A 23,280-nucleotide genomic window follows, 5' to 3' on the forward strand; every position below is an offset into this window, starting at 1 on the left:
AATGCAATTGGTATAAATACGGCTAAACGCTAAACTTTACACCTAGGGTCTTGAACAATTTTCCAATGAATCCCGTGCAAGCGCTGTGTTCTGTTAGAATAGCGAGCATAACAAAAATAATATGCACGTATTTGGGAACCATGAAAGAATTTATCATTATTGGCGCAGGTCAGTCTGGGCTATCTATGGCTTACAACTTATCTAAAAACAGCAAAGATTACCTGGTATTAGATGCCAACGAACATATTGGCGTCCCTTGGCTAAAGCGCTGGGATTCATTAAAACTTTTTACTCCAGCTGAATACAACAACCTTCCCGGTATGCCATTTCCATTCCCCAAAGGCTATTACCCCAATAAATATGAAGTTGCCGATTACTTAAAAAGCTATGTTGAAAAATTTTCGATGCCGATTGAGTTCAATCAAAAAATTAGTTCGGTAAAGAAAGTGGATGGTTTTTTTGAAATTACCAGTGATACTGCAAGCTATAAAGCTAAGCAGTTGATTATTGCCACAGGTCCGTTTCATACCCCTTTTACTCCTGCCTGCCATGTTGATATTGCGCCAAATATTACTCAACTTCACAGTGAGAATTATAAGAGCACAGGGCAATTACAAGATGGCGATTGCTTAGTGGTTGGAGCGGGTGATTCGGGGGTGCAAATCTTGTCGGAGGTTGCCGAAACAGGGCGTAAAGTATACTTTTCTGGCACCGATAAAATTGCTGCGATTCCACAGTCTTTTTTAGGCAAAACGCTTTGGTGGTGGTTCACTAAAATCGGCTTTTTATCGGTTTCACGCTTTAGCAAAATAGGTAAATGGCTCAGCAAGGGCGTACAGCCCGTCATTGGTACTGATGTGAAGTCCCTGTTAGCAAAAGACAATGTGATTCATATGGGGAGAACTTTGTCCGCTGATGAAAGTTGCATCAAGTTTCAAAAAGGCAGCGTGAGTAGCATTAAGAATGTTATTTGGGCGACCGGGTTTAAGCCTAATTTCTTTTGGATTGAAGATATCTCTTTTGATGAAATGAACTACCCGAGTAATTATCGAGGTGTGAGCAAAGATGTCGATGGTTTGTATTTTATAGGCTTACCTTGGTTATACACCCGTGGTTCAGCTACCCTCGGCGGCGTCTGGAAAGATGCGAATTACCTCATGAGTTATATTCTGGAAAACAGCGTAAGTGAGAAAGGTATCAACAAAGCCGCGTCTGTGTTGAGCTATAGATGACTTGGGACAACCACTGTCTAGCGCGGTTTTCTGGTATCAAGTCATTATCGAATTGACTAGCGTATTGTTGGCCGCTTATTCAATGCTAATCATTTTATTAGCGCTGAATAAGCTGGTGGGTATAGATTAATATAAGCTCTGCAGTAGCGGTTAGGACTTTAGCCCACTTTAGTCGCTATTGCTTGAACCACAGCACCTAAACCTGTGTGATAAACCCCTTCGTGAACCTCTCTTTGTTGCTCTTGTAGATATACCATCGAGAGTTGGGTGATTTCGCTGCTTAATGTCTGCTTAGTTTGCAACACGTCGGCATTTTTACCACCACCGGTGTTACGTTGAATTTGAGCGGGTGTATAAGCCTCAACTAAAAAACTGCCGCCTCTTTTAAGTGAACGATGCAACTTTGAATAAAGGCTTTGTCTTATCGAGGAAGGCAACGGGCAGAAAATCGAAATAATGCCGTGCCATTGATTTTCACCGAGATGATAATCAGCGAGATCGGCATGGATAGTCTCGATAGTAACATTATTCAATTTTGCTAATCGTTTAGCTTTGTTTAAGCCGACGATTGATGAATCAACCGCGGTGACGCTGTAACCAGCTTTTGCCAGGAAAATAGCATTACGTCCTTCTCCTTCACCTAAGCTCAATATTTTTCCTTGTGGTATAACATGGTAATTATCTTTTAAAAAGTCGTTTACTTGCGTGCCGTAGGCATACTCCGAGTCGCTATAGCGTTGATCCCACATGAGCTTGTCTCCATTAACTGGCTTGGTTAGAGGTGGTGTTTTAATGGCATGCTACTAGTTCAAGTCGACTTGAGGTCAAGAGGGATTTATGGATATTGGAGAAGTTTCAAAGATAACTAACCTTCCGGTTTCAACCATCCGTTACTACGAAGAGAGAGGGCTGATTCGCTCTATAGGACGTAATGGCATGAGACGTGACTTTGCCAATGATGTTATTGAGAAGTTAGCTCTGATCTCATTAGGTCGTAATGTAGGCTTGTCACTTGATGACATTGGCGAAATGTTTACCACTGAAGGTTTCATTGTTGATCGCGAACGTTTGCTGGAAAAAGCTGAGTTGCTCGATAAACAGATCGAACAGATGACTGCAATGCGAGATGGTTTAAGGCATGCCGCAGCATGTAAGGCGAGTAATCATTTAGCGTGCCCAAAGTTCCTGCGTTACCTCAGGGTGGCGGGTTACCGCAGTTATCGCCCTAAAAATAGCTTCTGATAAGAAACTGAAAGCAACATGCTCTGCAGCTATGTTGCTTTCAAGGGGTTTAGCCGTTGGAATGACCGTTGTAAACTATGGCTTCTTCCTTGCTGATAATTGCTCTGCTAGGCTGAGTATATCGCTAGCCACATAATCCGCTTTTTCAAACAATTCGAATTGGTATTTGCCTGGTCGCTGGATAAACGCAGTTTGCATGCCCGCTTTGGCAGCACCCGCTATATCCCATGCATGCGCTGCAACTAACATTGATTGCTTAGCATCGACATCCATTTGCTCTAGCGCCCACTGGTAGACTCTTAAGTCTGGCTTAAAAATTTGTACGCTTTGTACTGTGAGGGATTTATCGAAGTATTGCGTTAACTTGGCATTTTGCAGTTGGCTTTTAATTCCGGCATCAGATGAGTTTGTCAGTGTGACGAGTTTAACTCCCATTGCTTGTAAGCGCTTGAGTCCCTGGATGACATCTTGATGAGGTTGTAAATCTCCAAAAGGAACCTGAATAGCTTGTTTAGCCTCGGCTTGTGTTAGTGCAATATGGTGCTGTTGGGCAACAAGTTGCAGTGCAGCAACGCCGATATCACTAAAGTGATGATAATCATCGATAGCATTACTTACTAATGAGTAATGCAGCATCGTTGTGAACCAACTTGCGACTAAGTCATCGCGACCATCTAAAGCTTTAGTGACAGACAGTGCGACGTTACCGAGATCTAACAGGGTTTCGTTTACATCGAAGAAAATGACTTTGGGTAGCTCGCGTGGCGGCTGTTTGACAGACTCTGCGGCAATGGTGGTCGATGACATAAGTGTAACTCCAATCAATACAATGGCAGAAAGGTTAAGTTTCATGCTGTTCCCTATTAAATGTTGTAGAGCCATTCCGGCATGAGCTCTAAGGCGAGAGCTTCGAGTGTTCGGTCAAAACCAGTAAATATTGTGAGCGACAGAATGATGAGAGATAACCCCATAATCTTTTTCGCAATTAATCCACCGTTTAACCATTTCCCGATAGAGTTCTTCATCAATAGGCTGAATCCAACTAATGGAATCGCGGTACCAACGCCAAAAGCTAGCATCACCATAAAGGCACTTAGCATGCTTTGCCCTGTTGAGGCTAATGCGATAGCGGCTCCTAAAGTGGGTCCGACACATGGTAGCCATACAAGCCCTAAAGAGGCCCCAACAGCAAACTGTGTCATGACTCCACTGCCATTAACGTTGTGGCTAGGGAGTTTACTTGTCAGCAGAGATAGCTTTAATGTTAACCACTCGCCCGCCTTAGGAACTAGAATGGTTATCGCTATGGCTAACAGCAAAGTCGCTGAAAAATAGCGCAGTACCTCCGGAGACAAACCTAAGCTTATCAGTGCAAAAGTTAACACCGTACCCGCGAATGCAAATGATAGGCTTAAGCCCAAGGCTAGTGTGACAATGCCTTTTCGAGAGCTTTGTACGGCAGAGCTGGCGACAACCGGGATCATCGGTAATACACAAGGAGATAGCAGGCTAAGTATGCCTGCTAAAAAAGCCAATGGTATGGCGAATGTATCCATATCACATACTCACTGAGTTTAGGGCTGAGAATATTTTCTGCTCACGGGTTTCAGCGACACTGAACCAAACTTGCTCTTTGCCTTTGTAGAGATACAAGCTTGATTGACGTGGCGCTTTAAAGTATTTAACCCATTCTTTTTGCTCATCAAAATCTACGACTAGTACTTTTATCTTACTGTTCGGGTGGGCATTGAAATAATCATTCAGTACCTGTTGTTGCTTTTTACAGGTTGGACACCAAGTGGCATATATATCAACTAGAAAGGTTTCATCTTTTGCTTGAAGTTGATCAAACGTAGTTTTGTCAAAAGGGATTTTTTCAAAGCTATTTGCATGAGCGGATAGGCTAAGAAATAGGGATGCTGCTATCGCAATGACTGCGGTTTTTAATGATTTCAATGATGGCATGTGATGCTCTCCGTGGTTAGTTTAGGAAAGCATAAATGAGTTCGCTTTTTCATTTAATAGTATTTAAATTAGAAGTTCTTTCAAAAAAGAATTGAAAATAACGATGAAATTTTTTGACGTGAAGGTATTTGTCCTTGCTTGTGAACTTAAGAATCTTTCAGCTGTCGCCAGAGAGCTTTCTATAACTCCGGCTGCAACAAGTGCAGCTTTAAAACGGCTTGAATCAGAGTTGAACACTCGGTTATTACAACGTTCAACTCGAAGCTTAACATTGACTCAAAGTGGTGCTGATTTTCTGCCTTATGCACGTAAATCTTTGGAAAATTTGGATGTGGGGCGCCAAGCTATTTCTGGGGAGGAGTTAAGAGGGAATATTACGCTATCAGTGCCTTCTGACTTAGGTCGTAATACGCTGTTAACTCATTTAATAGCATTCCAAGAAAAGTTTCCAGGGATAAAACTAACAGTCAAAGTAAGTGATAAATATGCTGATTTTTACTCGCAGAATTTAGACGCTTCGATACGGTATGGAGAGCCGGAAGATTCTGCACTGGTTTGCCTGCCCATTATACGTAACGCTAAGCGAGAATTGTGTGCTTCTCCTGAATATTTACAGCAGTTTGGTACCCCAACCAAGCCAGAAGAGCTGATAAATCATAATTGTTTACATTTTTCTGGTGATGACACTTTGTCCAGCCATTGGCGATTTTACAAAGATTTAAGCACGATTTCAGTGAAAGTAAGTGGCAGTCACGTGTCAGATAATGGCGATTACCTACGTCTGTTAGCCCTAAAAGGGGTGGGTATCACCTACAAAACCGGTTTAGACGTGCAGCAAGATATTGCAGAAGGACGGTTAATTTCTCTACTTCCTAAATATAAGAAAGAAAACTCGCCATTGAATATGGTGGTCGCACATCGAAAAAGTTACGACAGTAATTTGGTTGCACTTCGAGAGTTTCTTGTTAAGGCATTGTCGAATTAGAGGTGATTACAATTGACGAGCTGGCTATTTTTTAAACGGAGTCAGTTGTAAGCCCTGTCCACTTTTAAATCTTGCTTTATATTTAGGGGAATAATGATGACTTTTATTTAGAGTTTTATCATTGTCCTTATGAAAGCTTAATTTAAAGTATTGCTCTTTCTGTATATCGGTTTATGTGTTGCTACTGGTCATGCTAAATAGTGACTTTTCTTTAGATGTTCTGAAAATATTTTGCGATTAAATGCTTCTTTTCTGCGATAGCATAATGCCGAATAGTGATGTTTGATATTATTTAAGTCACTTAAATATGGCTGGGTGATAAACCTAGTCACTATTGTCATTCATTGCTATGAGTAAACCCATCAATTTAATTTTTAATTAGGGAAAATAAATGAATAAGCCATTTTTTAGTAATTTTTTAGAAGAGCAAGATCTTAAACGAGTCACTGGAGGTATTGTCGCTGGTGATGGTGGTTGCGTTATCACTGATAAAAGTAAGGATGAATTAGAGCATACGATGAAGCATCCATCTGATGGTGATGAAGGTGGCGAATTAGAAAGTATGTAATATCAAAAAAAGTGCTGTTTCAGCACTTTTTTAACTGCCAGAAGAGATTATAAGTGAGCCATAAAGTTCTGTGCTTAACCCATAGCCAAGATTATTACGTTACTGAATTGGTGGATGCTAGTTTAGCTGCCTTAGGTTTGAAGATGGTCAGGATGAATACAGACCAGTTTCCATTGAATATTCAAATTTCAGCGATGCAAACTAATCAGGGGATTAATGGTACGATTGAAATTGATGGCGTTCGCCATTATTTATCTGACTTCGTCGCAGTTTGGTTTAGAAAAAATCAACACTCTAATTTGAACTCTGTCCTAACGGGTGAAACGTTAAGCCAAGCTACCAAGGAGTCTACGGCGGCAAAAAATGCGGTGTTGTATGCATTGGAATCGATATTCTGGTTTGACTTTCCTTTTGACATCCAACGCGCTGAAAATAAACAACTGCAACTTATTCTCGCTAAAGAGTGCGGACTGTCAGTTCCGAACTCGTTACTAAGTAATTCCCCTGACGCAGTAAGACAATTTTTTGAGAGTGAAAACGGTAATCTTATTACCAAAATGCTGACTCCGCTAACCACTTTCATGAGTAATCCCAAGGCTTTCGTTTATACCTCAAAAGTAAACCGTGAGCATTTATCCAAATTAGATAGTTTGAAGTATTGCCCCATGCAGTTTCAACAAGAGATAGAAAAGGCTTATGAGCTGCGAGTCGTTTTTGTTGCAGGTGAGTTTTTTACCGGAAAAATTTCACTTAAAACAGCACGAAGTAAACAAAGTCTAGATTGGCGTAGTGCAGAACATCCGCATTTTTGCTGGAAGCCTTATCAACTGCCGGACACTGTTTGTCAGCAGATCAGACTTTTAATGGCGCGTCTTAGTTTAAATTTCGGGGCATTAGACATCATCAGAGCGACGAATGGGGATTATGTATTTTTGGAAGTTAATCCATGCGGTGAATGGGGAATGTTGCAAAAGGAATTGGACTTTCCTATAGCGCAATCTATAGCGCGATGTATAAAAAATAACGTAAATATAGGGCTATCTCATGAGTAATAACGTTGTGTTAATCATTACACATTCTAACGATAATCAATCAGTCGAGACTGTTACTAAGCACCTTTTAAACTATGGGGTGAAAGTCGCTAGATTTAATACTGATCTATTTCCGACTAAGGTTAGCATTGCCTCCTATCAAGGTTTAGATAAAGAGCAAGTACTGACTTTGGAAACGGGTGAGCAATATTTACTATCGGATATTGGTGCAATCTGGTATCGCCGATTTCATATTGCTCGGGATTTACCTAAAGATATCGATAGGCAAACCAGAAATGCTTGTTCTGAAGAATCTAAACGCACTGTTCTCGGCTATTTTGATGCTTTGAATGTGTTTAAGATTGATGATTATTGGAGTATTCGAAAGGCATCATCTAAAGAACTGCAACTCATTAAGGCCAATGAACAACGCATTGATATCCCAGATACTCTTACTACTAATGATCCTCAAGCAGCACTTGATTTTTATAATAAACATAATGGCAATATTATTACCAAAATGCAGACAGCTTTTGCTATTTATGAGGATGGAAAGGAAAATGTAGTCTTTACAAATCCAGTAAAAGAAAGTGACTTAGATAGACTTGAGGATTTACGTTTCTGCCCAATGCAATTTCAGCAATCTCTGCCGAAGGAGTTAGAACTGCGGGCAACTGTGGTCGGGGACAAGGTTTTTTGCATCGCTATCAACAGTAATGAGTTTCAAACTGAAAACTACGACTGGCGAAGAAAGGGCGCAACAACATTAGCTGCTTGGTTTGCTTATGATTTACCGGAGGAAGAGGCTCAAAAGTTGATTAAGCTTACTAAGAGTTTAGGGCTGAATTATGGCGCTGCAGACTATATTTTGACGCCTAATGGTGAACTAAAGTTCTTAGAAATTAACCCGTGTGGTGAGTTCTATTGGGCTGAAGCATATCAAAAACAAGAGATTTGCGCTGCGCTTGCCAGTCATCTTGTTAGCAATATGGCTAAAAAATAGAGTTGTAAGTGAAATTTGTGGGGGAAGCACTCCCCCCACTTAACGTGCGATTTTACTCAGGATCATAATCCAAAACTGGCATTAACCAGCGCTCAGTCTCTTCGATGCTCATCCCTTTACGCTTGGCGTAATCTTCTACCTGATCGCGACCAATATTGGTCACACCAAAGTAGCGTGATTTAGGGTGAGCAAAATACCAACCTGATACCGCAGCGGTTGGGAACATAGCATAGCTTTCGGTGATATTAAGGCCGATAGTTTCATCTGGCTTTAATAAGTCCCACAGCAGGCCTTTTTCGGTGTGATCTGGGCAAGCAGGATAACCTGGTGCAGGACGAATACCTTTGTACTTTTCACGAATAAGCGCTTCGTTATCAAGCGTTTCATCTGCTGCATAACCCCAGAACTCTTTACGTACACGCTCATGCATCCGCTCGGCAAACGCTTCGGCTAAACGGTCGGCCAAGCACTTGAGCATAATGGCGCTGTAATCATCATGATCCGCTTCAAAACGCGCTACGTGCTCATCAATACCGTGGCCTGCAGTGACTGCAAAGCCGCCCATGTAATCGGCAACGCCCGAGTCTTTTGGCGCAACAAAATCGGCTAAACAGAAGTTGTCATTACCGACACGTTCAATCTGCATCCGCAGGTGATGAGTGGTCATCTCAAGCTCGCTGCGAGTTTCATCGGTGTAAAGTTCAATATCATCGTGGTTAACAGTATTGGCTGGGAACAGTCCGATAACGGCTTTGGCGGTGAGCCACTTTTCACTGATGATTTTCTCCAGCATCGCTTTACCATCACTAAACAGTTTACGTGCCTCAATACCGACCACTTCATCATCTAAAATGCGTGGGAAATGACCATGTAGCTCCCAACTTCTAAAGAAGGGCGTCCAATCGATACGCTCCACTAAATCTTCGAGCGGGTAGTTATCAAAGACTTGACGCCCAAGTTGATTCGGCACAAATGGCGTATAGTTTTGCCAGTCATGCTGGCAACGATTTTCACGGGCAGCTTCAATAGAGGTGATGACTTTACGCTTGGTTTGTGACAGACGCTTTTCGCGCATCACATCATACTCTTGATAGGCTTCATCAATCGTTGCTTGGCGGGTATCGTTATTGATCAACTTTGACACCATAGGGACGGCGCGTGAAGCATCGGCGATATAGATCGCACCTTCAGGCGAGTGCGGTGCAATCTTGACGGCAGTATGGATTTTTGAGCAGGTCGCGCCGCCAATAATCGATGGAATAGTTAAGCCCGCTTTATGGAAGCTCTTAACGTTATGTACCATTTCGTCCAGACTTGGGGTAATGAGTCCTGACATGCCGATAATGTCGACGTTCTCAGCCTTGGCCACTTCGATAATCTTTTCGACCGGCACCATGACGCCTAAATCAATCACTTCATAGCCGTTACAGGCCAGTACAACTCCAACAATGTTTTTGCCAATATCATGGACATCGCCTTTAACCGTCACCATTAGTATTTTACCGTTGGACTGGCCAGCAACTTTTTCAAGTTCAATATAAGGGTTGAGGTAAGCGACGGCTTTTTTCATCACTCGTGCAGATTTAACCACTTGTGGCAGGAACATTTTGCCTGAGCCAAATAGGTCACCTACGATGTTCATGCCATCCATTAATGGCCCTTCAATCACATCCAGCGGGCGACTGGCTTGGCAACGGGCTTCTTCAGTATCTTCATCAATAAAGTCTGTAATGCCTTTGACTAATGCATGAGCTAAGCGCTCATTAACCGGTTTTGTGCGCCACTCTAAATCTTCTTTCTTGGCGGCCTGACTGCCATCGCCGCGGAATTTTTCTGCCACTTCGAGTAGCAATTCAGTATTACTTGAGTCGTTAACGGTGCAGGGCAAGTTTTGCACAATGGCTTCGACCCGCGCTTTAAGCTCAGGATCAATATCATCGTATATCGCCAGTTGCCCAGCGTTAACAATACCCATGTCCATACCAGCTTGAATAGCGTGGTACAGAAATACCGCATGGATCGCTTCACGCACCGGATTATTACCGCGGAACGAGAATGACACATTGGAGACTCCGCCTGAAATCATGGCATGGGGCAGGGTACGCTTTATCTCTGCAGTGGCTTCTATAAAGTCGACGGCGTAGTTGTCGTGCTCCTCAATACCGGTCGCAATGGCGAAAATATTCGGGTCAAAGATAATGTCTTCTGGCGGGAAGCCTACTTTATCAACCAACACATTGTATGCGCGAGTACATATTTCTACTTTACGTGCTTTAGTATCGGCTTGGCCGACTTCATCAAATGCCATCACGATGGCAGCCGCACCGTAGCGTTTCACCAATGTGGCTTGCTCAATAAACTTCTCTTCGCCCTCTTTAAGCGAAATAGAGTTAACGATGCCCTTACCTTGAATACATTTTAGGCCCGCCTCAATCACCTCCCACTTAGAGGAGTCGATCATAATTGGTACACGTGAAATATCAGGCTCAGAGGCAATAAGATTAAGAAACTTGTGCATGGTTTCAGCGCCATCGAGCATGCCTTCATCCATGTTGATATCGATGATCTGCGCGCCGTTTTCAACTTGATCGCGGGCAACACTGAGCGCTTCTTCATATTCGCCGGTTTTAATCAGGCGTAAAAACTTAGCCGAGCCAGTAACGTTCGTACGTTCACCCACGTTTAAAAATAGTGAGTTTTCATCAATAGTGAGCGGTTCAAGCCCTGATAGGCGGCAAGCTACTGGAATATCGGGCAGCTTTCGTGCTGGATGCTTAATCACGGCGTCGCGGATGACGCGGATATGAGCGGGCGTGGTACCACAACAGCCGCCAATCACGTTTAAAAAGCCTTCCTCGGCCCACTCTTCAATCACTTCGCTCATTTGCTCTGGTGTTTCGTCGTAACCACCAAATTCATTGGGTAGACCAGCGTTAGGGTGCGCCGAGACAAAACACTCGGATATTTTTGATAACTCTTCTACATATGGGCGCAGCTCTTTTGGCCCTAATGCACAGTTAAGCCCAATGGTTAATGGCTTTACATGGCGCAGTGAGTTGTAGAAAGCTTCGGTCGTTTGCCCGGTAAGTGTTCGACCTGAGGCATCGGTAATGGTGCCTGAGATCATAATGGGCAGGCGGAAACCTTGGGTGTCGTAGACGGTTTCAATGGCAAATAGTGCCGCTTTTGCATTGAGGGTATCAAAGATGGTCTCAACCATGATGATATCGCTGCCGCCGGCAATGAGTGCATTGATTGACTCAATATAAGCGTCTACAAGCTCATCAAAACTGACGTTACGAAACCCAGGGTCGTTAACATCAGGGCTGATTGAACAAGTACGGTTGGTCGGACCAAGCACGCCCGCTACATAGCATTGGCGGCCGGTTTCAGCCTCTACTTCATTGGCGGCTGCTCGCGCGAGGCGAGCACCCTGTAAATTTATCTCAGCTGAATGTGCCTGCATATCGTAATCGGCCATGGCGATACGAGTGGCATTAAAGGTGTTGGTTTCGATAATATCGGAGCCAGCCAGCAGGTAATCTTTATGGATCTGCTTGATAGCTTCAGGCTGAGTGAGCACCAACATATCGTTGTTACCCTTTACATCACAATGCCAGTTTTTGAACTGCTCACCGCGAAATTGTTGCTCTTCAAATTTGCGATCTTGGATCATGGTGCCCATTGCACCATCAAGTAGCAGGATCCCTTCCTCTAACTTTTTAGTCAGTACTGCTAACACCTTGTCGGCAGTATCTTGGGTGTGCGGGACTGGGCTCAGGGTATGTGTTGCCATAAAAAATTCCTACCAAATACAGAGTCGCAAAATATAAATTCAGTTACTTTGTCCATTCTTATCAACTTAAAGCTAGCATTACTAGGCTAAGTTATTTATTTTTGGACATTTATACGTATAGACGTCCATAATACGTGAGTCATTAGCGAAAGTGCAACCCCTAAAACTTGATACTTTTTCAATAAGAATATGTAATGGTTTACTTGTAAGTATTTGATAAATATAATTGGTTGGATTGTTTGGTGAAAAATACCAAGGTGATTTTACTACGACATGGTGCCTGCGAAGGCGGCAATATTTTACGTGGTCATACGGATGTTATGCTGAGTTTAGCTGGAAAAGAGCAGCTAAATGTGGCTTTTTCGACTCTTAAAAATAGTAAAACCTGTCATTTGGCTAAAAACAGCATGGCGGATCTAGTGGTGAGTTCGCCATTATTGCGCTGCTCAGAACCCGCTCAAGCTTTTGCCATGCAGCACAATATTCATTTTGTTGAACTGGCCGGTTTTATGGAAGTTAATTTTGGCGATTGGGATGGAAAGCCTTTCACTGAGCTTTATCAGCAATACAGTGAGCAGTTGGATGCCTACTGGGCAAATCCATGGGTGCATACCCCACCAAACGGCGAAACGATGCAAGCTTTTGAATCTAGAGTGGATAAGGCTTGGGAGGCTTTAGTTGAGCAGTATAAAGGTAAGGTTATATTGCTATTAACCCATGGCGGCGTTATTCGACACTTAATGGCTAAATCCCTCGGACTAAAACAGTGCGCAGGGATCTACAGTGCTTTGAAATTGCCCTATGCAGCGACGGTGGTTATTGATGTCTTGGAAGATGGTGGCCAGCAATACTTAAGCCTTAATTGGGGGCTGGAGTAACAAGTTGTTGATCAAGTGCAATGCCTTATCAGCTTTGCATGATAAACTGCAGCCTATTACCTCAAAATGAGGTAAACCACACAAACTAAATTTAAGTTAGGTGCTTTATCGCACAAATTGGGAACCGGTGGCCGCATAAGGCTAATGAGTCCGGACTGTACCCGCAACTGTATGGGAGCGAAATAGCTTTCGCCCCAAGTCAGATACCAGCCTAACTTAACCATACTGAATAACTTGAGCGGGCGTCTCAAGGGAGTGTACTAACACATGTTTTGCAGTTTATTGAATGTCTAGTCAGGCATCAGAAACAGTACTTACTGTTCGCGGCTTAGGCTGGAAATTAAATAGCCAGCCCATATTATCTGATATCGAATTTAGCTTAGCTAAAGGAAGCATGCTGGGCATTATTGGCCCCAATGGTGCGGGTAAATCTAGCTTACTGCGTTGTCTATATCGCTTTATCAAACCTACAAGCGGTAAAATTCATTTATTTGGTCAGCCAATTACAGCACTATCAGCAAAGGCATTTGCCAAGCAGATTGCTGTTGTACTGCAAGATACACCACATCACTTTGAAATGACCACCACTCAGCTTGTCAGCCTAGGTTTGACGCCCCATAAAGGCGCGTTTGAATTTACCAATGCTGATGATCGAGAGGTTGTGGCTCAGGCTTTAATTAAAGTGGGCTTGGCTGATAAAGCTAACCAAGCTTATGAAAGCTTATCTGGTGGCGAGAAACAGCGTGCGCTCATCGCTCGTGCGATTGTTCAGCGACCACAGCTGTTGATTTTGGATGAGCCAACTAATCACCTTGATATTCGCTACCAAATCCAAACCTTAGAGTTACTGCACACGCTTAATATAACAGTCATCACCTCAATTCATGATCTCAATCTTGCCAGTGCTCTGTGCGACGAGTTATTACTCCTTGATAAGGGGCGCTGTGTAGCCAAGGGCACGCCCAAAGCAGTGTTAACAGAGCAGCGTATTGGCGAAGTGTTTGATGTCTGTTGTGAAGTTAAACCTCACCCACAGCACGGTAACCCACTTATCAGTTATTTCTATGGTTATGAACCGCGCAGTAAATCGCATCATGGATTAGAAGAGGGTGGCAAGGATGTCTAATTCATTGTCTGTTATTGCTCAGAGTAAATGGCAACAGTCCTATCAATTACTATTGCTCATTACGCTACTGCTAATAGCGGTTATTACACCATTTGCAGCAACAAGCTTTGGTGCCGCAAGTATTTCAGCTAATGACGTGTTACAGGTCTTTAGCCACAAAGCTTTCGGCCTAGGTGAAAACCAAGGTGTGACTGAACGCATTATTTGGGAGCTAAGGTTACCGCGAGTCATACTGGCGTTTATTGCTGGAGCTGGTCTGTCTATTGCGGGCAGTGTGTTGCAAACCGTGACTCGTAATCCGTTGGCCGACCCTTACCTATTTGGCATATCTTCTGGTGCGTCTTTTGGTGCTGTGGTGGTTTTAACCCTATTTAGCCAAAGTATATTGTGGCTAAGCTTACCTCTTGGTGCATTTATTGGTGCCAGCTTATCGGTATTGATGGTACTGAGTTTGTGTGGTCGAAATTTATCAACTCAGGTCGAGCGTATGCTGTTATCCGGTGTCGCTATCTCATTTATGTTTGGTGCCATGGCCAGTTTACTGCTGTACTTTTCGAGCCCTCAAGCGGCCGCTTCAGTGCTTTTTTGGAGTTTAGGTAGCTTTGCTAAAGCCAGTTGGTCTGGATTGATTTTACCCGCAATTATAGTGTCGATTTGTACGTTAGTTATTCTGTTATTTAAAAGGCAGATCGTTGCGATGCGAGCCGGCGATGAGACAGCGCACACTTTAGGGATAAACGTTGGGCGTCTACGGTTATCTATGTTGTTACTGTGCTCGCTTATCACAGCGATATTAGTCGCAAATTGCGGTGGCATAGGTTTTATCGGTTTGATGGTACCGCACACGGTGCGCTTGCTCTTTCCTGGCCGTTACCCGTTACTGCTGACTGCTGCGATAGGTGGGCTATTTATGGTTTGGGTTGATGTATTGGCACGTACAATATTGAGCTACCAAGAGTTACCCGTTGGGATTATCACCGCAGTGATGGGCAGTATATTTTTCTTGTTTATTTTAGGCAGCCGCAGTGCAAAACGCACTTAACGTGGTTGCAGTTTAATTTATCCCTTTTGGGATGTTGGGAGCAAAAGGTTAGATGTTTAATATAAAGCCATTGAGTTCAGAGTTTGATGAAGCAATTCAACAGAAAATTGATACCAAAACTAAACCATTAGGTGCGCTTGGCGATCTAGAAGGACTCGCGCTGCAAATTGCAAAAGTGCTAGGTAAAGACAGCCCACAGATCAACAATCCAAAAATGATAGTGTTTGCCGCTGATCATGGCATAGCGGATTCTGGTGTGTCTATCGCTCCGAGTGAAGTGACTGAGCAAATGGTCAGGAACTTCATGGCTGGCGGGGCTGCAATTAACGTGTTTACCCGCCAAGTTGGATTAGAGCTGGAAGTGATAGATTGTGGTGTATTGCAACCCTTTGAAAGTGAGAGTGGGGTTATTGATCAGCGTTTAGGGGCGGGAACAGGCCCAATTCATAAGCGCGCAGCGATGACACTTGGGGCTGTTAAGCAGGGGTTTGATATGGCCACTGCTCGCGTTCAACAGCATCACCAGAATGGTTGTAACCTGATAGCGCTTGGCGAAATGGGCATAGGCAATACCTCTGCAGCTGCTGCGATTATGTCGGTGTTAACTGGGATCCCCGCAGCCGATTGTGTTGGTCGCGGTACTGGAATCGATGCGGCCACATTTAAGCGTAAGCAGATGTTAGTCGAGCAAGCGATGTTACTACACCACAGTGAACTTGATGACCCTATGCAGGTATTGGCTTGCATTGGTGGCTTTGAAATTGTGCAGATGACAGGCGCGATTCTCGCTGCAGCAGAGCGCGGCATGTTAGTGGTTATTGATGGTTTTATCGCTTCGGCTGCAGCTTTAGTAGCGATAAATATTAATGTTGATTGCCGTGACTATATGATCTTCTCGCACCTGTCAGATGAGAAAGGCCATTACTTAATGCTTGAATTTATGCAAGCCAAACCCTTATTGAATCTGGGCTTGAAACTAGGTGAAGGCACGGGCGCAGCCCTAGCGTTCCCGTTAATTCAATCGGCGGCCAATTTCTACAATGAGATGGCAAGTTTTGCTGACGCGGGGATAGAGATCTAATGGCACCTTGGCAGCAACAGCTCAATCTATTTTTTATCGCAATGGGCTTCTTTACACGGATCCCCATGCCAAAGTGGATTGAAGTCGATGCTGAAAAGCTAAATCAGGCTAGCCGCTATTTTGGTTTGGTTGGTACGCTTATTGGTGTGCTCAGTGCTTTAGTTTATAGCTTGATGTTGCCTTGGGTGTCACCAAGTGTTGCGATTATCTTCGCCATGATTGCTAGCGTGTTATTAACAGGGGGATTTCATGAAGATGGTTTGGCTGATACAGCCGATGGTTTAGGCGGTGGTTGGACTATTGAAGCCAAGCTTAGCATCATGAAAGACTCTCGACTCGGCAGTTATGGCGCGTTGGCGTTGCTATTGTGTTTACTGCTCAAATGGCAACTGCTCAGTGAGTTGGCGCTTTTTGATCCCAGTAGCGTTAGTCTCGCACTAATTGTTGGCCATACCTTAAGCCGTGTTGTTGCCTCTAGTTTTATCTTTTCTGAGCAGTATGTTTCCGATGATGCCAGCAGTAAAAGTAAGCCACTGGCAATGCAGCAAAGTATCAACGAACTGTCTATTTTGCTGGCTACAGCATTTATTTCGTTATTGTTAATATCATTTGTGCAAGCTTTAGTGCTTATCTCGGGTCTATTGATTGTACGGATTGCATTGGCGCGGTGGTTTAACAAACAAATTGGCGGCTACACCGGTGATACGCTTGGGGCGACTCAGCAAATTGCCGAAGTCGTTTGTTACTTGTTATTACTCATTGTAGGAGCGTCTTGGTGATCCATTTAGTACTTGGCGGCGCGCGCAGTGGTAAGAGTAATTTTGCTGAATCACAAGTGATGCAGCGTGTGTCTAATAATAAAAACCAAAAAGGAAGCCGTCAGTTAGCGTGTCTTTACTTTGCGACTGCAGAGGCATTGGACACAGAGATGGCAGCACGTATCGTACAGCATCAATCTAAACGGCAAACAGAAGCCATTGATTGGCGCACCATTGAGTCTCCATTGGCGTTAACAGCGGCATTAAAGAGTAATGTGCAGCAAAATAGTCTAGTTCTCGTCGACTGCTTAACCTTGTGGTTAACCAATCATTTACTGCAAAAAACTGATAATTGGCAAACGACTAAAGCCGAGTTTTTACAGACCATCGCCGAGTTACCTGGTGAAATAATTTTGGTCAGTAATGAGGTTGGTTGCGGCGTTGTACCAATGGGAGAAATAAGTCGCCGCTTTGTGGATGAAGCTGGGTGGCTACATCAGGATATTGCTGCGATTGCTGACAGAGTAACTCTGGTTACGGCGGGCTTACCTTTGCGACTAAAAGGTTAGGAGAAGTGTTTTGTCGACTTTAGAAAGCAAAAATAAAAATCATAAAAAGCCAGCTAAGGTGTTGATGGTGCAAGGTACAACCTCGGATGCAGGTAAGAGTACCTTGGTTGCGGGTTTGTGCCGCATGTTTGTTCGCCAAGGTTATAAAGTGGCTCCCTTTAAACCACAAAATATGGCGCTCAATAGCGCGGTCACTATTGATGGTGGCGAAATTGGTCGCGCCCAAGCTTTGCAAGCCGTGGCTTGTCATCTTGAACCGCAAATCGACTTCAATCCTATTTTATTAAAGCCTAGTTCAGATACTGGCTCGCAGGTTATCGTCCACGGTAAAGCGTTGATGAAGATGGAAGCGGAAGATTACTTTGGTAGAAATGCTCAAGGTTACCGCGTTAAAGCAATGGCTGCGGTTAAGGAGTCTTTCAAGCGATTAACTGATGACTATCAAATGCTGTTCGTTGAAGGTGCTGGCAGCCCAGCAGAGATAAACTTGCGTGAGGGTGATATTGCCAATATGGGGTTTGCCGAAGAGGTCGACTGCCCTGTTATCATTATTGCAGATATCGACAAAGGCGGTGTATTCGCGCATTTAGTTGGTACGTTGGCACTACTGAGTGAGTCGGAGCAAGCACGAGTAAAGGGCTTTGTGATTAACCGTTTTCGTGGTGATATCAGTCTATTGCAGTCGGGCTTGGATTGGTTAGAAAATTATACTCATAAACCGGTATTAGCTGTATTGCCCTACCTACATGATCTGCATCTTGATGCTGAGGATGCACTGATTGCCGCGCCAGATAAAAGCACTGATGCTAAACTCAAAGTATTAGTGCTGGTTTTACCTCGCATTAGTAACCACACCGACTTTGACCCACTAAGGCTCAATCCTCAAATCGAATTTGAGTATGTTTCATTGCAAACTCAATCTCACAAGCACGCGCAAGACAAAGGCCAACAGAGCCATTCTAGTTTACCGTCAGCGGATTTGATTATTGTCCCTGGCAGCAAAAATGTTCGCGCTGATCTGGATTTTATTCGCGAGCAAGGCTGGGATAAAGAGATAGAAAAGCACCTTCGCTATGGCGGTAAGGTACTTGGGATCTGCGGCGGCTATCAAATGCTTGGACATCTGATTGACGATCCAGAGGGTATTGAAGATAACGCTGGAAGCAGTGAAGGACTAGGTTTACTACCTGTGGTCACGGAACTAACAAGCGACAAGGTGTTGTTGCAAGTAGAGGGCGTACTGTCGCTGTTAGGGAAACAAGCAGAAGTTAAAGGTTATGAAATTCATTGTGGGCGCTCTAACTCGCTGATGAAATTGGAACAGCCATTGACGCTAACCCGACGGAGCAAAGATAATCAGCAAAATGAGTCTACAGCAGTAAAACGCTGGCAGAGTGAAGGTATGCTATCTACTGATAATCAAATTTTTGGTACTTACATCCATGGCCTGTTTGATTCACCGCAAGCTTGCCAATTGTTACTGCAGTGGGCGGGAATGCAAGATGCTAATAGTATTGATGTCGACCAAATAAGAGAGCAACAGCTGGACCGCTTAGCTGACGTGCTTGAGCAACACTTAGATGTTGAAGCCTTGGCTGATATATGGAAAAAATCGACTTAAATGATGTGCCAATATAAATGCGCAAATAACCCTACGCACAAGGATATGTAATGAGTGATTCAAAGCAAGCTGATAATGGCGAAAGCAAATCAGCAGAAGCAGTAAAAGCTGAGCGACATAAAGCGCGCCAACAACGAGTCAAAGAGGGCGTAGATGCCAAGATTGCTAGAGCAACAGAAGAGAAAGGTATTCTTCTGGTGTTAACCGGTAACGGTAAAGGTAAGTCTACATCGGGTTTTGGTACCGTCGCGCGCGCCGTTGGCCATGGTAAGAAAGCGGCTGTAGTGCAGTTTATTAAAGGCAACTGGGAGTGCGGTGAGCGCACTCTATTAGAAGGCGCCGGAGTCGATTTCCATGTCATGGGTACAGGCTTTACTTGGGAAACCCAAGACCGCGATAAAGATACTGCAGCGGCAGTAAAAGCTTGGGATGCTGCCGAGAAGCTACTGCAAGATGAGAGCTTAGATTTGGTCATGTTAGACGAGCTAACTTACATGGTGAGCTACCACTATCTAGATGTAGAACGTGTGATTAAGGCGCTAGAAAACCGCCCTAAGATGCAGCATGTGATTGTAACTGGGCGAGCGTGTCATCGAGCGATTATCGAGATAGCTGATACTGTAAGTGAAGTGCAGCCGATAAAGCATGCGTTTGAGGCAGGGGTAAAAGCCCAACCTGGCTTCGACTACTAAATTTCTTCCTGTGTCACTGAAAGCATACATTGACATAAGATAACCATAGTCTGACAAATTTAAAGCATAGATTGACATAAAATGATGTTTTGTATTTTAACTACATAATTCAATTTTATATAAATCAATTACTTGAGTTAAAAATTAAAGCATAGCCTGACAAATTTGACAAAATATCGAGCAACTGTACACTAAGTGTACTTAAGTTGCTCGAGTTTTGCTCATGTATATTCGAAATTTACGTAAGCCTTCGCCCAATAAAAACGTCTTTAAATTCGCGAGTGCAAAAGTGAGCGAAACGATAATGTGTGAGAGCACATTGGAGTTCGATGCATGTTTCCACCATGAATATAATGAGACAATCGAGACTTTTGGCAGCCAACCCAAAGGGTTTTATTACTGTTTTGAGGGTAAAAGATTACCTTATACGCCGGACGCGTTACTTCACTACATTGATGGGACGACAAAGTTTCATGAATATAAACCTTACAGCAAGACATTCGACCCTATTTTTAAAGCAAAGTTTGTCGCTAAGAAAGAGGCTGCTCAGGCACTCGGCACTGAGCTTATACTTGTTACAGATAAGCAAATTCGTGTAAACCCAATCTTAAATAATCTCAAATTATTGCACCGATATTCTGGCATCTATGTTGTGAGTGATATTCAGCGTGAATTGCTACAGTTGATTCAAAATTCAGGAAAAATCCAGCTGGATGATGTTGCCGATGAATATGCGCTTTCAGTCGGTGAAACTCGCTCGTTTCTCTATTCGCTAATAAATAAAGGCTTATTAGAGGCTGATCTAAGTCAAGATGACCTAACTTGCAATCCATCTGTCTGGTGTAATGCATAATGGACTTTGAAGATGAATTCACAGTGTCTACATCTGTTAAAAAACCTGAAACCCCAGCTCAATACGTCAAGTTAGATGATGCTGAGTTAGTTAAGAGAGATTTAGATACTTTCCCTGACTTCCTTAAAGAAAAAGCTCTAGATAAATACAAACTAATTAGTTTTATCGAGCAGGAAAACTCAGGAGGCTGGACGCAAAATAAACTAGACCCAATTCTTGATAAACTATTTGAAGGCAATAGAGACAAACGGCCTAATTGGCGAACTGTGGTTCGTTGGCGTAAGAGTTATATTGATAGTAATGGTGATTTAGCCTCTTTGGTTGTTAAGCGCCATAAAATGGGTAACCGAAATAAGCGAGTGGAAGGCGACGAGGTATTTTTTGAGCGAGCATTATCTCGTTTTCTAGACGCCAAAAGACCGAAAGTGACAACTGCCTACCAGTACTATAAAGATGTCATCACCATTGAGAATGAAACAATTGTGGATGGGAAGATCCCTATTATTTCCTATACAGCCTTCAACCAAAGAATAAAGTCACTACCACCTTACCCAATAGCTGTCGCTAGGCATGGTAAGTTCAAAGCTGATCAATGGTTCGCCTATTGCTCTTCTCATATACCGCCCACTCGGATTTTAGAGCGAGTTGAAATAGATCATACGCCACTCGATTTAATTCTTCTCGACGATGAATTACTTATTCCCCTCGGAAGGCCTTACCTGACTTTAATCGTTGACGTCTTTAGTAATTGTGTTTTAGGTTTTCATTTGAGCTATAAAGCTCCATCTTATGTTTCAGCGGCTAAAGCAATTGTGCATGCCATAAAGCCTAAAACGCTGGGTAATATCGGAATAGAGCTTCAAAACGATTGGCCTTGTTATGGAAAATTTGAAACCTTGGTTGTTGATAATGGAGCTGAGTTTTGGTCAAAGAGTTTAGACCATGCTTGTAAAGAGGCTGGTATAAATATTCAATATAACCCGGTTCGTAAGCCATGGTTAAAGCCGTTTGTTGAGCGTTTTTTTGGCATGATTAACCAATATTTTTTAACTGAACTACCTGGGAAAACGTTCTCAAATATTCTAGAAAAAGAGGACTACAAACCTGAAAAAGACGCCATTATGCGTTTTTCAGTATTTGTCGAGGAGTTTCATCGTTGGATTGTTGATATTTATCATCAGGACTCAGACTCTCGGGATACACGCATACCAATAAAACAGTGGCAGCATGGTTTTGATATATACCCACCCTTACAGATGGGCGTAGAGGATGAAGAGCGTTTCAATGTGCTGATGGGGATCACTGATGAAAGAACGTTAACTCGAAATGGTTTTAAATATGAAGAGTTGATGTATGACTCAACGGCATTGGCTGATTATCGTAAGCACTATCCGCAAACTAAAGACTCTATAAAAAAACTGATTAAGATAGACCCTGATGATCTCTCCAGTATCCATGTTTACCTAGAGGAGTTAGGGGGCTACCTCAAAGTACCTTGTACTGATACTACTGGGTATGCCAATGGTTTGAGCCTTCACGAACATAAAGTAATTAAGAAAATTAATCGTGAAACAATACGCGAGAGTAAGAACAATCTAGGTTTAGCTAAAGCCCGAATGGCAATCCATGCTCGAGTACAGCAAGAGCAAGAACTCTTTAATGAATCTAAAATTAAAGCCAAGCTCTCTGGAGTTAAGAAGAAAGCTCAATTAGCTGATATTAGCTCAACAGGTAAATCCACAATAGTCCTCCCAGAAAGTGAACCGCAGAAGTCAATTAGCTGCAATCAAGTAGAGGCAGAAATGGAAGATGATGATTGGGATATGGATTTGGAAGGATATTGATGACTAAATTGACGCTTCAACAGGACACAGCACTTAAAGAGTTTGGGCTTTGCTTTATTGAATTACCAATAGTGTCAGAAACTTTTCAAGATTTTGATGATCTAAGATTCAATAGAGATTATCAATCAGATCCTCAATGTATGATGCTTACTGGTGAAACAGGGTCAGGTAAAACACGTTTGATCCAAGAGTATCGGCGAAGGGTTAATGCTAATAGTGGCTTTAGGCATTCAGATGTTCCTGTGCTCATTACAAATATTTCGAGTAATAAGGGGTTAGAAAATACTTTAGTACAAATATTGTCAGATTTAGATACTTTTGGATGTCACCAAAAAAAACGTGGGATGAAAACCGACTTGACCAAAAAAGTGGTGCGAAATTTAACAGCAGCTAATGTTGAATTACTTATCATTAATGAATTTCATGATTTAATTAAGTTTAAAAATTACCAAGAGATCCAGATAATTACGAGTGCACTAAAATTCATTAGTGAAGCAGCAAATATACCTATTGTATTAGTAGGAATGCCTTGGATGAAAGATATAATTAATGATTCTGAATGGGGGTCTAGACTTCGGCGCAGGAAGCACTTGGAATATTTTAGTTATATACGTAAAGAAGATCGTGAACATTTTAGATTGCTTTTGGTTGGCTTTTCAAAAAGAATGTCATTTGATACGCGTCCAGTTTTGCATAGCAAAGAATTAACTCGCGCACTCTTTGCTGTTTGTCGAGGGGAGTTTAGGCAACTCATGGTTTTTCTATATGAAGCTTGTAAAATGGCGCTACAGAATAACGATCATACTCTAAATGAAAAAACACTTGCTGAAACTTTTGATAAACTAGGCTGTGAACACTTAAGTTCAAACCCATTTACTATAAAGTTTAAGGAAATTCCTATTCCAGTGCTATCAATCCCTTCAAGATATAACCCAAATGCTCTAGAAGAGAAAGATGAAATTATTGATAGGGTGTTTGAATACATTTATTAATG

At 42.9% G+C, this 23,280-nt stretch carries 22 protein-coding genes and 1 riboswitch; of the genes, 17 read left to right on the plus strand and 5 right to left on the minus strand.

Annotation, left to right across the window (positions count from 1 at the left end):
- The first annotated feature begins 140 nt into the window (after positions 1-140).
- Entirely contained in the window at positions 141-1,232 is a 1,092-nt protein-coding gene (locus AB4238_RS04360; protein ID WP_372031668.1) for a flavin-containing monooxygenase, read from the plus strand.
- 158 nt (positions 1,233-1,390) lie between these two features.
- Here AB4238_RS04360 and AB4238_RS04365 read toward each other — a convergent pair whose 3' ends face one another.
- The gene (locus tag AB4238_RS04365; protein WP_372031671.1) at positions 1,391-1,981 is read right to left on the minus strand and encodes a class I SAM-dependent methyltransferase; all 591 of its coding nucleotides are present in this window, start codon (positions 1,979-1,981) and stop codon (positions 1,391-1,393) included.
- A gap of 88 nt (positions 1,982-2,069) precedes the next feature.
- Between AB4238_RS04365 and AB4238_RS04370 the strand changes: the two genes are divergently transcribed.
- On the plus strand, positions 2,070-2,474 hold the full coding sequence (locus AB4238_RS04370) for a helix-turn-helix domain-containing protein (protein ID WP_372031673.1): 405 nt from the start codon (positions 2,070-2,072) through the stop codon (positions 2,472-2,474).
- 75 nt (positions 2,475-2,549) lie between these two features.
- On the opposite strand, the gene AB4238_RS04375 is transcribed toward AB4238_RS04370, so the two are convergent.
- Genes AB4238_RS04375 through AB4238_RS04385 form a run of 3 tightly spaced genes read right to left on the minus strand, consistent with a single transcriptional unit; the run spans position 2,550 to position 4,439 of the window.
- The gene (locus AB4238_RS04375) at positions 2,550-3,326 is read right to left on the minus strand and encodes a haloacid dehalogenase type II (protein ID WP_372031676.1); all 777 of its coding nucleotides are present in this window, start codon (positions 3,324-3,326) and stop codon (positions 2,550-2,552) included.
- Between the two features lie 11 nt (positions 3,327-3,337).
- The gene (locus tag AB4238_RS04380; protein WP_372031679.1) at positions 3,338-4,030 is read right to left on the minus strand and encodes a cytochrome c biogenesis CcdA family protein; all 693 of its coding nucleotides are present in this window, start codon (positions 4,028-4,030) and stop codon (positions 3,338-3,340) included.
- Between the two features lies 1 nt (position 4,031).
- Positions 4,032-4,439: a thioredoxin family protein gene (locus AB4238_RS04385; RefSeq protein WP_372031682.1), complete on the minus strand. Its 408-nt coding sequence runs from the start codon at positions 4,437-4,439 to the stop codon at positions 4,032-4,034.
- A 103-nt stretch (positions 4,440-4,542) separates the two neighbouring features.
- On the opposite strand from AB4238_RS04385, the gene AB4238_RS04390 reads away from it, so the two are divergent.
- From AB4238_RS04390 to AB4238_RS04405, 4 genes are all read left to right on the plus strand, one after another.
- Positions 4,543-5,424 carry a LysR family transcriptional regulator gene (locus tag AB4238_RS04390; RefSeq protein ID WP_372031685.1) on the plus strand — a complete coding sequence of 294 codons (882 nt, stop codon included), beginning with the start codon at positions 4,543-4,545 and terminating at the stop codon, positions 5,422-5,424.
- 391 nt (positions 5,425-5,815) lie between these two features.
- On the plus strand, positions 5,816-5,992 hold the full coding sequence (locus AB4238_RS04395; protein WP_372031687.1) for a microviridin/marinostatin family tricyclic proteinase inhibitor: 177 nt from the start codon (positions 5,816-5,818) through the stop codon (positions 5,990-5,992).
- A gap of 53 nt (positions 5,993-6,045) precedes the next feature.
- Positions 6,046-7,044 carry an MvdC/MvdD family ATP grasp protein gene (locus AB4238_RS04400; RefSeq protein ID WP_372031689.1) on the plus strand — a complete coding sequence of 333 codons (999 nt, stop codon included), beginning with the start codon at positions 6,046-6,048 and terminating at the stop codon, positions 7,042-7,044.
- Complete coding sequence (locus AB4238_RS04405) at positions 7,037-8,026, plus strand: MvdC/MvdD family ATP grasp protein (RefSeq protein WP_372031691.1); 990 nt, start codon at positions 7,037-7,039, stop codon at positions 8,024-8,026. Before AB4238_RS04400 ends, AB4238_RS04405 begins: the two co-directional genes overlap by 8 nt.
- A gap of 52 nt (positions 8,027-8,078) precedes the next feature.
- Here the strand turns inward: AB4238_RS04405 and metH are convergent, their stop codons facing one another.
- Entirely contained in the window at positions 8,079-11,822 is a 3,744-nt protein-coding gene (gene metH / locus AB4238_RS04410; protein ID WP_372031693.1) for a methionine synthase, read from the minus strand.
- A 242-nt stretch (positions 11,823-12,064) separates the two neighbouring features.
- Between metH and AB4238_RS04415 the strand changes: the two genes are divergently transcribed.
- From AB4238_RS04415 to AB4238_RS04465, 11 genes are all read left to right on the plus strand, one after another.
- Positions 12,065-12,700 (plus strand): histidine phosphatase family protein, encoded by a 636-nt coding sequence (locus AB4238_RS04415; RefSeq protein WP_372031695.1) that lies wholly within the window; start codon positions 12,065-12,067, stop codon positions 12,698-12,700.
- Between the two features lie 81 nt (positions 12,701-12,781).
- Positions 12,782-12,930, plus strand: a riboswitch (cobalamin riboswitch).
- Positions 12,931-12,986: 56 nt separating this feature from the next.
- Positions 12,987-13,826 (plus strand): ABC transporter ATP-binding protein, encoded by an 840-nt coding sequence (locus tag AB4238_RS04420; RefSeq protein ID WP_372031697.1) that lies wholly within the window; start codon positions 12,987-12,989, stop codon positions 13,824-13,826.
- A complete protein-coding gene (locus AB4238_RS04425) occupies positions 13,819-14,868 on the plus strand; it encodes a FecCD family ABC transporter permease (protein WP_372031699.1) in 1,050 nt (349 codons plus the stop codon). Before AB4238_RS04420 ends, AB4238_RS04425 begins: the two co-directional genes overlap by 8 nt.
- Positions 14,869-14,920: 52 nt before the next feature.
- Entirely contained in the window at positions 14,921-15,949 is a 1,029-nt protein-coding gene (cobT, locus tag AB4238_RS04430) for a nicotinate-nucleotide--dimethylbenzimidazole phosphoribosyltransferase (protein WP_372031701.1), read from the plus strand.
- Positions 15,949-16,728, plus strand: a complete 780-nt coding sequence (locus AB4238_RS04435) for an adenosylcobinamide-GDP ribazoletransferase (RefSeq protein WP_372031703.1) — start codon at positions 15,949-15,951, stop codon at positions 16,726-16,728. Before cobT ends, AB4238_RS04435 begins: the two co-directional genes overlap by 1 nt.
- Positions 16,725-17,276 (plus strand): bifunctional adenosylcobinamide kinase/adenosylcobinamide-phosphate guanylyltransferase, encoded by a 552-nt coding sequence (gene cobU, locus AB4238_RS04440; protein ID WP_372031705.1) that lies wholly within the window; start codon positions 16,725-16,727, stop codon positions 17,274-17,276. Before AB4238_RS04435 ends, cobU begins: the two co-directional genes overlap by 4 nt.
- A gap of 64 nt (positions 17,277-17,340) precedes the next feature.
- The gene (locus AB4238_RS04445) at positions 17,341-18,897 is read left to right on the plus strand and encodes a cobyric acid synthase (protein WP_372031800.1); all 1,557 of its coding nucleotides are present in this window, start codon (positions 17,341-17,343) and stop codon (positions 18,895-18,897) included.
- A gap of 50 nt (positions 18,898-18,947) precedes the next feature.
- Positions 18,948-19,589: a cob(I)yrinic acid a,c-diamide adenosyltransferase gene (gene cobO / locus AB4238_RS04450; protein WP_372031708.1), complete on the plus strand. Its 642-nt coding sequence runs from the start codon at positions 18,948-18,950 to the stop codon at positions 19,587-19,589.
- Between the two features lie 289 nt (positions 19,590-19,878).
- On the plus strand, positions 19,879-20,442 hold the full coding sequence (locus AB4238_RS04455) for a TnsA endonuclease N-terminal domain-containing protein (RefSeq protein WP_372031711.1): 564 nt from the start codon (positions 19,879-19,881) through the stop codon (positions 20,440-20,442).
- Entirely contained in the window at positions 20,442-22,286 is a 1,845-nt protein-coding gene (locus AB4238_RS04460) for a Mu transposase C-terminal domain-containing protein (protein WP_372031714.1), read from the plus strand. The genes AB4238_RS04455 and AB4238_RS04460 overlap by 1 nt, the downstream gene beginning before the upstream one ends.
- Positions 22,286-23,278: a TniB family NTP-binding protein gene (locus AB4238_RS04465; RefSeq protein ID WP_372031716.1), complete on the plus strand. Its 993-nt coding sequence runs from the start codon at positions 22,286-22,288 to the stop codon at positions 23,276-23,278. Before AB4238_RS04460 ends, AB4238_RS04465 begins: the two co-directional genes overlap by 1 nt.
- Positions 23,279-23,280 lie beyond the last annotated feature (2 nt).

It is taken from the genome of Shewanella sp. 10N.286.45.A1 (assembly GCF_041470405.1).
Lineage (GTDB): Bacteria > Pseudomonadota > Gammaproteobacteria > Enterobacterales > Shewanellaceae > Shewanella.

What these genes read in the sequence shown, in the direction of transcription:
- AB4238_RS04360 (WP_372031668.1), top strand. Translation starts at nt 141, where the DNA reads ATGAAAGAATTTATCATTATTGGCGCAGGTCAGTCTGGGCTATCTATG.
- AB4238_RS04365 (WP_372031671.1), bottom strand. Translation starts at nt 1,981, where the DNA reads ATGTGGGATCAACGCTATAGCGACTCGGAGTATGCCTACGGCACGCAA.
- AB4238_RS04370 (WP_372031673.1), top strand. Translation starts at nt 2,070, where the DNA reads ATGGATATTGGAGAAGTTTCAAAGATAACTAACCTTCCGGTTTCAACC.
- AB4238_RS04375 (WP_372031676.1), bottom strand. Translation starts at nt 3,326, where the DNA reads ATGAAACTTAACCTTTCTGCCATTGTATTGATTGGAGTTACACTTATG.
- AB4238_RS04380 (WP_372031679.1), bottom strand. Translation starts at nt 4,030, where the DNA reads ATGGATACATTCGCCATACCATTGGCTTTTTTAGCAGGCATACTTAGC.
- AB4238_RS04385 (WP_372031682.1), bottom strand. Translation starts at nt 4,439, where the DNA reads ATGCCATCATTGAAATCATTAAAAACCGCAGTCATTGCGATAGCAGCA.
- AB4238_RS04390 (WP_372031685.1), top strand. Translation starts at nt 4,543, where the DNA reads ATGAAATTTTTTGACGTGAAGGTATTTGTCCTTGCTTGTGAACTTAAG.
- AB4238_RS04395 (WP_372031687.1), top strand. Translation starts at nt 5,816, where the DNA reads ATGAATAAGCCATTTTTTAGTAATTTTTTAGAAGAGCAAGATCTTAAA.
- AB4238_RS04405 (WP_372031691.1), top strand. Translation starts at nt 7,037, where the DNA reads ATGAGTAATAACGTTGTGTTAATCATTACACATTCTAACGATAATCAA.
- metH (WP_372031693.1), bottom strand. Translation starts at nt 11,822, where the DNA reads ATGGCAACACATACCCTGAGCCCAGTCCCGCACACCCAAGATACTGCC.
- AB4238_RS04420 (WP_372031697.1), top strand. Translation starts at nt 12,987, where the DNA reads ATGTCTAGTCAGGCATCAGAAACAGTACTTACTGTTCGCGGCTTAGGC.
- AB4238_RS04425 (WP_372031699.1), top strand. Translation starts at nt 13,819, where the DNA reads ATGTCTAATTCATTGTCTGTTATTGCTCAGAGTAAATGGCAACAGTCC.
- cobT (WP_372031701.1), top strand. Translation starts at nt 14,921, where the DNA reads ATGTTTAATATAAAGCCATTGAGTTCAGAGTTTGATGAAGCAATTCAA.
- AB4238_RS04435 (WP_372031703.1), top strand. Translation starts at nt 15,949, where the DNA reads ATGGCACCTTGGCAGCAACAGCTCAATCTATTTTTTATCGCAATGGGC.
- AB4238_RS04445 (WP_372031800.1), top strand. Translation starts at nt 17,341, where the DNA reads ATGGTGCAAGGTACAACCTCGGATGCAGGTAAGAGTACCTTGGTTGCG.
- cobO (WP_372031708.1), top strand. Translation starts at nt 18,948, where the DNA reads ATGAGTGATTCAAAGCAAGCTGATAATGGCGAAAGCAAATCAGCAGAA.
- AB4238_RS04460 (WP_372031714.1), top strand. Translation starts at nt 20,442, where the DNA reads ATGGACTTTGAAGATGAATTCACAGTGTCTACATCTGTTAAAAAACCT.
- AB4238_RS04465 (WP_372031716.1), top strand. Translation starts at nt 22,286, where the DNA reads ATGACTAAATTGACGCTTCAACAGGACACAGCACTTAAAGAGTTTGGG.